A 7143-nucleotide genomic window follows, 5' to 3' on the forward strand; every position below is an offset into this window, starting at 1 on the left:
CTAAACAGAGCGAGTGTCTACGAGCGAACTGAGAAAATTTGCCCATCCCTTTCCCTGATTACAAGCTCCCTATCCATCAATCACCTGCATAGCAGAGCATCCCGAATGGGTGCGAACTTTCCAAATTGGCTTTCCCAACCGAGCGTAGCGAGAAAAAAAGCTGATGAGCGAAGCGAATTCCGAGCTGCTTTTGATCTTGCTTTTGCTTTTTCTAAAAGTCACGAAAATATTAACTAAAAATTGCCCCCACGAATCGAGCGAAAGCGAGATTCAATAGAGTTTGAGCGCAGCGAAAACCAAGGGCAATTTTTAATGAAATATGCTTTTAATTATTTTTAAGCTTTTAAATGCTTTTAGATAGCCTGTAAACCTGAATTTATAAGGCTTTGAGAGATTATAAAACGAGGTTTACCTTGCATTAAAACGAGGTTTACCTTGCATTAAAACGAGGTTTACCTTGCATTAAAACGAGGTTTACCTTGCATTAAGCGAGTTAATAATATAACCTCGTCTTATTGACTTAAAAATATAAATTTTTCATATGAAAACCGAACTAATTGTCAAAGATAACGCTTTAATTAATGCTAGTTATAACCTTGATCTAGTAGAACAACGATTAATTCTTTTAGCTATCGTTGAAGCCAGGGAATCAGGTAAAGGGATAAATGCTAATGATCCATTAACAGTTCATGCTGAAAGTTATATCAATCAATTTGGTGTACATCGAAATACTGCTTATCAAGCCTTAAAAGATGCTTGCGATGACCTATTTGCAAGACAATTCAGTTATCAAAGTCTTAGTGAAAAAGGTAATGTCATTAATCACAAGTCAAGATGGGTAAGCGAGGTTGCTTATATTGATAATGAGGCTGTCGTTAGACTTATTTTTGCTCCAGCTATTGTGCCTTTAATAACTCGATTAGAAGAACAATTTACAAAGTATGAGATACAGCAAATAAGCAATTTAACGAGTGCTTATGCTGTTCGCTTATATGAAATATTGATTGCGTGGCGTAGTACCGGAAAAACGCCTCTTATAACTATCTACGATTTCAGACAAAAAATAGGTGTACTCGAGACTGAATACAAAAGGATGTACGATTTTAAGAAATATGTTTTAGACATTGCATTAAAGCAAGTAAATGAACATACCGATATTAATGTCAAAGTTGAACAACATAAAACCGGCAGATCCATTACGGGCTTTTCATTTAGCTTCAAACAGAAAAAGTCAGCAACAAATACAGCCAATGACATTAGTCAGGACAAAGAGCTAAAAATCAATTTGACTGATGCACAACGATATTTATTTGCTAGTAAATTATCAGAACTTCCTGAGATGGCTAAACTTTCACAAGGTAATGAAAGCTATGAACAGTTTGCTGCTCGGATTGTAACCATGCTGCAAGAGCCAAATAAATTAAAAGAATTTATGCCATTACTTCGAAAAGTCGGCTTTCAATGAATGATGTCAATTGACATAGTAAAGTTAACAATCAACTATTAACACTATTTGAAAACTGGTTTACATAATGAAAAAACTGTCAGTTTCAGAACTAGCGAAATTATATGGATATTCAAGACAAGCTGTATATGCCCATATAAAGAAAGGAAATTTATCAAAAGGATCGGATGGATTAATTGACTTTTCAGAAGCCTTGAGAGTTTTTGGGGAACCACAAAAAAGCAATTCTAGTGTCAACCAAAGTCAATCAACTAGTAGGCATAACTTAACAGAAGTTGACTTGCTAAAACGTCAAGTTGACATGCTGGAAAAACAATTAAATCAGGCAATACAGAGAGAAAATCAATCATTAGAACGTGAATCGTTTTATCAAGAACAGATTGAGGCCATGCAGCGCTTACTGGAAGCTCCAAAAGCCAATATGACTACGTTTACCGATCATGAATCTGAACAGGATATAGCAACAGATTCTCGGCCACAGACTGAATCGAACTATGACGGATTGACTACTCCAGAGAACAAACGCATCCCTGTTCCAGAACATATTGAGCCTACACCTAAAAAGAGGGGCTTCCTGAGTCGTTTTTTCCTTCCTTACGGTTAACCAGGACTCCACTTTTTTGATGAGCCAATTTCAGTGCAAGCACATGAAATAATGACTCCTCAAAAAACCGGATGATGTTTATTAAAACTGAATAAAATCGTGGAAAATTGCTTATTTATTAAGCGTGGAACACTAAAAAAGATAAAAAAAGCCCGAACAGGGATGTTCGGGCTATAAACTAGAAACTAGAAACTACAGCGTTGAATTTTCAAGAGAATTATAACGCATTTCGTATAAGGTGTATTATGTTAATTTTAGAAAAATTAATTAATTTTCAGAATCATAGTGACTCATATCACCAGATAATAAGATTTCTTAAATTTTCTCTGATAACACTTTAACCAATGACTTTAATTCTTCTTTTAGTTTATTTAAATTTTCAAGTTGAATACTTTGAGTCAGCTCTTTAGGAATCATTTCTGCGGCAGCTCGTAGCTCTCGACCCTTTTCTTTTAATGAAATAAGGACTCTTCTTTCATCATTAGGATCACGTGATCGATTAATAAGTTCAGACTTTTCCATTCTTTTTAGTAAGGGCGTTAGTGTCCCACTATCCAGGTGTAAAATTTGTCCAAGATCACCCACACTTACACATTCTTTTTCCCATAAAACCAACATCACTAAATATTGAGGATAAGTGAGTCCGAGAGGTGTAAGAAAAGGACGATAAGCTTTTACGATTAAATTAGATGCAGCATAAATAGGAAAACATAGTTGCTCATCTAGGCAAAGCTGATTCTTGGACATAGCTTTTTATTTGGTATAGACAGTGGTCGATACCTGTATATTACCTCGAATAGCGTTGGAATAAGGACATACTTGATGCGTTTGTTCCACGATCTTCTCTGCATCAGCTTGTGAAATACCTGAAAGAGTGACATCTAAGTGTACTGTTAAGGAAAATCCACCATTGCCATTAGCAACCATGCCAACAGTACTCAGGACTTCTACATCGTTATCACGGATTTTATGTTCTTTATTGCTACGAGTTACATGGATCACGGCATTTCCAAAGCATGCAGCATAGCCAGCTGCAAATAATTGCTCAGGATTCGTTGCATCACCTCGACCACCTAATTCTTTTGGCAAAGCTAATTTTAGTTCTAAGATACCATCTTCACTACGAATATTCCCTGAACGTCCACCGATTGCTTTAACTTGGGTAGAATAAAGATTACTCATTTTAATTACCTTTAAATAATATATTGTGTGCAATATAATTGTATAAAATTTAATTTATGTCAAATTTTTTATATGCGATTTAACATAATGGCTGTTATACGCAATAAAAAAACCTGGGCACCAACCCAGGTCTAAAATTTAAAAAAAAGATAAATATCAGTGCAATAAACTCATTTTTCTAATTTCGCATAACGCCCATTATGTTAATTTTAGAAATTCTTTAAAGCTCATTGGCTGTTTTTTCACATAAAGATAGACTCCAAATTGCAACACTACAAAGAAACCTACATTTCTTAAAATAGTAAACAATAGATCCTTATTACCGAAGATTAAGTCTGTGGCAAACAGCAAAATTACTAATATTGAATGTAAATACAGAGTATGTTTCATCTTATTGTTCAATAGGGTTGCTGCGTTGGTATAACCAATTAACGTTAGCCCCAAAAACACAATACTTAGCCCAAAGATAATGCCGATATATGTATAGGGCTCAGGAGTATATTCTAGAATCGTTAATGCGATCCCAGTTACAACTGTCAAACCAATGAATGATCCTAAGAAATTCTTTAAATAATATGCTGATTGCATGCATGATCTCTTTTTATTAAAAACTGAAAGCCCTCTGATTCAATACTAGCTCAAAAGGTAGCTACACGATATTATAAATAATGATTATCATTTGATTATTTGGTTATGAACGAAAAATTTAAATGGATTTTCTTATATGGTGGTTTAGGTTGGGGAATATCCTTTGCCTGTCTTACTTTTGCGTTTCGATATATTCAAGATAAGCCTCAAGCTAGCTCATTGCCTATATTTTTAGCAATCTGTATTGTTGCTGGAATGATTTGGGGTTGGATTATGTTTAAGTCACCTGTAAATAGGAAAGCTTAAATCAACCGATTTAACATAATGGTGGTTATACGAAGTACACTTGTATATTAATTTTATTATCAATAACTTAAAAATTTACTCATGACTAAGAAATCAGCAAAAAGTCGATTTTGAAACAAATCGGCTTTTTTATGTTCGATTCTGTAAGATTTTGCCAATAAAAAATGGAAGAACTTTGCAAAATTTACAATTTTGTATTAACATTTTTATATTAACAAAAAGCGATGCAACTATGGAAATTGAGTTTTCATGGGATGAGCATAAAGCAGATACAAATCTCAAAAAACATGGTGTAGCTTTTGAAGATGCAACATTGGTTTTTTATGATGCTTATGCCGTCTTCAAACAGGATCGCTTTGAAAATGGTGAATATCGTTGGCAAGCGATAGGTCTCGTACACGGCCAGACAGTTTTATTAGTGGCTCATACTGTACAAGATCATAATGGGATTGATCATATCCGTATTATTTCAGCACGACAGGCAGAGAAAAAAGAGAGGAAACAATATGAGCAAAATCGTTACCTACAAAATGGATTTGAATAAGCCTCCTGTTTTGTCTGAAGAACAAAAGGCAAGACTCGAAGCCCTGGCTAAACGCCCAGACAGTGAAATAGACTTTTCGGACATTCCTGAACTTGATGAAAGCTTTTGGAAAAATGCTGTCCAAAATCCGTTTTATAAGCCAACTAAACAAGTGACTACAGTACGCATTGATGCAGATGTTATGCAATGGCTAAAAGCACAAGGCAAAGGCTATCAGACACGTATGAATAAGATTTTACGTGATGCAATGCTGAATGATTTAAAAAATCATCCATAAAAAACGGAGCTTAAGCTCCGTTTTTTACAAACTATTTTTAAGCTTATAGAATCTAAATTCGGGGTAAATTAAACCTATAATAAAAAGAATGGTAAATGCTATCCATAGAAACAAAGCCATAGCTCTAAGCTGTTCTTCATTCCATGAGCTTGATTCCATATCTAAGAAAAAGATACTCTTCCAGCCTTTAATATAATCAGCTCCCCCCCATGAAATAATCCATTTGAACATTAAGCTAACTGCCAAATAAATAAGCACCCACACCCATGTAGACATAAATTACCTTATTATTTTTAATCACTTATTAGATAATTATAACTGATCTTAATAGTCTTATTTAACATAAAATCTCTTATGCGAAATTACATACCAACTTTAACTACATTGTGGACAGGTTGGATTTTAGAGATAAGAAAAACTTCTAGGGCATTTGCTAAATAAGCCGTATCACGTTCAAAGCCTATTGTAATGATGGATCCAGCATCTTTCAGTCTTGGATCTATCGCAATATATTCAGTTTTATCTTCATTCCATCGGCAATATTTCATTACCCTGGCGCTTAAGCCATTACCACGATAACGGCCAGCCCCTCTAGAAGTCCCAACACCGATATAAGTCACTAAATCTCCTTTGATAAACGCATATACACCTTGTTTATCGTAATTAGGAATTTTTCCAAAATTAAAATGTACTGGTGACCATTCAGGAGGCTTTCCTAATAGATCTACATTCCAGTGATGTTCAAAGAATAATTCTGTATTACGTATTAACTCATTAAGTGTTGAATCTTCCACTACTCATCTCTCAAAATTTATAGATTAAATAGCTTTCGGTCACGCTCATCAGTCAAATACTTGTCCATCTGAGCAATCAGTTTTGCTCTGGCTTGCTCATCATCTTCGGTGATTTTCAACATGCAGGATCCGATCAAAATCTTACGTCTGGTATCATCCTTTCTTGCCTGTTCTTTCTCTTTGGCTCGTTCTCTTGCTAGTGCTGCCTGTCTTTGAGCTTTGAGCTGTTTCAGCTTTTCTTCCTGGGCTTTAATTTTGCTGTCTAGTGTTTCAGTAACGCTCATTAATCCAATACCATCATCCTGGGAAACCATCCCTAACATAAGCGCACTTGAATATGCATTCAAGGTGCTATATGTATAGTAATGTTTTCCTCGAAGAGCGCACTTATGCAAACTTCGTTTGCAAGTCCGATTGGGGTCTCCCCAATACCCCGACAACCGTATTCACGGTTGTATTTCACTAGGTGAAAATTTAAAAGCGAAAAACAGGCATGGCGATTTACCACTTTTCAGTCAAAACCGTAGCACGATCAGCAGGGCGTTCCGCCACTGCTGCGATTGCCTATCGGGCAGGTGAAAAGATCTATTGTGAACGTGAAGGCCGAGAACATGACTACAGCCGAAAAACTGGTGTGGAATACAAAGAAATTTATTTACCAGAAGGAGCACCGGAGCATTTAAAGAATCGAGAAAAACTCTGGAACGAAGTTGAACAACGGGAAACCCGAAAAAACTCGACTGTAGCCCGGGAATTTGAAATTGCCTTTCCAAGTGAACTGAACCAGGAACAACGTCTGGCCATGCTCGAAGAATTATGTGCCAGCATCGTGAAAAAACATCAGGTAGCCGTTGATGCCTGTATTCACGCACCGCATACCGGATCAGGCAGTGATGAGCGCAATTATCACGCCCATATCCTGATGAGTACACGTAAACTCACTCCAGAAGGTTTTACAGAGAAAACCCGGGAACTCGATCAGAAACACAGTGGAGAAATCGAGCACTGGCGTGAACACTTTGCCAATATCTGCAATATGCACCTGGATCTGGCCGGATCCACAGCCAGAGTTGACCACCGCAGCTACAAAGACCAGGAGAATGGCTTGGAAGCCACCCTGCACGAAGGACCGAAAGTCACCCAACTACGTAGAAGAGGCATCGAAACCGAAATCAGCCGAAGCAATGATGAAATCAAACAGAGAAATCAGGCTCAGTTGCAATACGACAAAAATATGGACGTTCTAATTGCTGAAAATGAGATCAAACTCAGCAAACTGAAAACAGAACAGCAGATCCAAATCAAGAATAGCGCTAAAACGCCACCAATTGACGAAAAAGCCCTGTTTGAGGAAAAACAGAGGGAAACCCTTGGCAAAGTGCT

Annotated in this window: 13 protein-coding genes; 7 read left to right on the top strand and 6 right to left on the bottom strand. The window is 36.6% G+C overall.

Translation table 11 applies throughout. From position 1 onward, the window contains the following. The 3 genes from VXQ92_RS15155 to VXQ92_RS15165 form a co-directional block, all read left to right on the top strand. Positions 1 to 237 (top strand): hypothetical protein (locus VXQ92_RS15155; RefSeq protein ID WP_416682360.1); only part of this gene is annotated, 237 nt, incomplete at its 5' end. A 304-nt stretch (positions 238 to 541) separates the two neighbouring features. Then, positions 542 to 1465: a replication initiation protein RepM gene (repM, locus tag VXQ92_RS15160; RefSeq protein ID WP_004282204.1), complete on the top strand. Its 924-nt coding sequence runs from the start codon at positions 542 to 544 to the stop codon at positions 1463 to 1465. A 67-nt stretch (positions 1466 to 1532) separates the two neighbouring features. Further along, positions 1533 to 2069 carry a plasmid replication DNA-binding protein gene (locus tag VXQ92_RS15165; protein ID WP_004786457.1) on the top strand — a complete coding sequence of 179 codons (537 nt, stop codon included), beginning with the start codon at positions 1533 to 1535 and terminating at the stop codon, positions 2067 to 2069. A 315-nt stretch (positions 2070 to 2384) separates the two neighbouring features. Here the strand turns inward: VXQ92_RS15165 and VXQ92_RS15170 are convergent, their stop codons facing one another. The 3 genes from VXQ92_RS15170 to VXQ92_RS15180 form a co-directional block, all read right to left on the bottom strand. Beyond that, the gene (locus VXQ92_RS15170) at positions 2385 to 2816 is read right to left on the bottom strand and encodes a MarR family winged helix-turn-helix transcriptional regulator (protein ID WP_005108698.1); all 432 of its coding nucleotides are present in this window, start codon (positions 2814 to 2816) and stop codon (positions 2385 to 2387) included. A 6-nt stretch (positions 2817 to 2822) separates the two neighbouring features. Further along, positions 2823 to 3251: an organic hydroperoxide resistance protein gene (locus VXQ92_RS15175; protein ID WP_005108699.1), complete on the bottom strand. Its 429-nt coding sequence runs from the start codon at positions 3249 to 3251 to the stop codon at positions 2823 to 2825. 198 nt (positions 3252 to 3449) lie between these two features. Continuing rightward, positions 3450 to 3839, bottom strand: a complete 390-nt coding sequence (locus VXQ92_RS15180; protein WP_001190251.1) for a hypothetical protein — start codon at positions 3837 to 3839, stop codon at positions 3450 to 3452. 105 nt (positions 3840 to 3944) lie between these two features. On the opposite strand from VXQ92_RS15180, the gene VXQ92_RS15185 reads away from it, so the two are divergent. The 3 genes from VXQ92_RS15185 (at position 3945) to VXQ92_RS15195 (ending at position 4966) form a co-directional block, all read left to right on the top strand. Next, complete coding sequence (locus VXQ92_RS15185) at positions 3945 to 4145, top strand: hypothetical protein (protein WP_416682361.1); 201 nt, start codon at positions 3945 to 3947, stop codon at positions 4143 to 4145. A gap of 232 nt (positions 4146 to 4377) precedes the next feature. Continuing rightward, positions 4378 to 4689, top strand: coding sequence for a BrnT family toxin (locus VXQ92_RS15190; RefSeq protein WP_004728473.1), 312 nt, complete (start codon positions 4378 to 4380; stop codon positions 4687 to 4689). Then, positions 4652 to 4966, top strand: coding sequence for a BrnA antitoxin family protein (locus tag VXQ92_RS15195; RefSeq protein WP_004728471.1), 315 nt, complete (start codon positions 4652 to 4654; stop codon positions 4964 to 4966). Before VXQ92_RS15190 ends, VXQ92_RS15195 begins: the two co-directional genes overlap by 38 nt. 24 nt (positions 4967 to 4990) lie before the next feature. Here VXQ92_RS15195 and VXQ92_RS15200 read toward each other — a convergent pair whose 3' ends face one another. From VXQ92_RS15200 to VXQ92_RS15210, 3 genes are all read right to left on the bottom strand, one after another. Beyond that, the gene (locus VXQ92_RS15200; RefSeq protein WP_004969151.1) at positions 4991 to 5242 is read right to left on the bottom strand and encodes a hypothetical protein; all 252 of its coding nucleotides are present in this window, start codon (positions 5240 to 5242) and stop codon (positions 4991 to 4993) included. Positions 5243 to 5328: 86 nt separating this feature from the next. After that, positions 5329 to 5760, bottom strand: coding sequence for a hypothetical protein (locus tag VXQ92_RS15205; RefSeq protein WP_004986359.1), 432 nt, complete (start codon positions 5758 to 5760; stop codon positions 5329 to 5331). Between the two features lie 17 nt (positions 5761 to 5777). Next, positions 5778 to 6044, bottom strand: a complete 267-nt coding sequence (locus VXQ92_RS15210; RefSeq protein ID WP_088749624.1) for a mobilization protein — start codon at positions 6042 to 6044, stop codon at positions 5778 to 5780. A 209-nt stretch (positions 6045 to 6253) separates the two neighbouring features. Between VXQ92_RS15210 and mobQ the strand changes: the two genes are divergently transcribed. Continuing rightward, the coding region (gene mobQ / locus VXQ92_RS15215; protein ID WP_416682362.1) for a MobQ family relaxase at positions 6254 to 7143 on the top strand (890 nt) is incomplete at its 3' end.

This window comes from Acinetobacter sp. 228 (assembly GCF_048147885.1).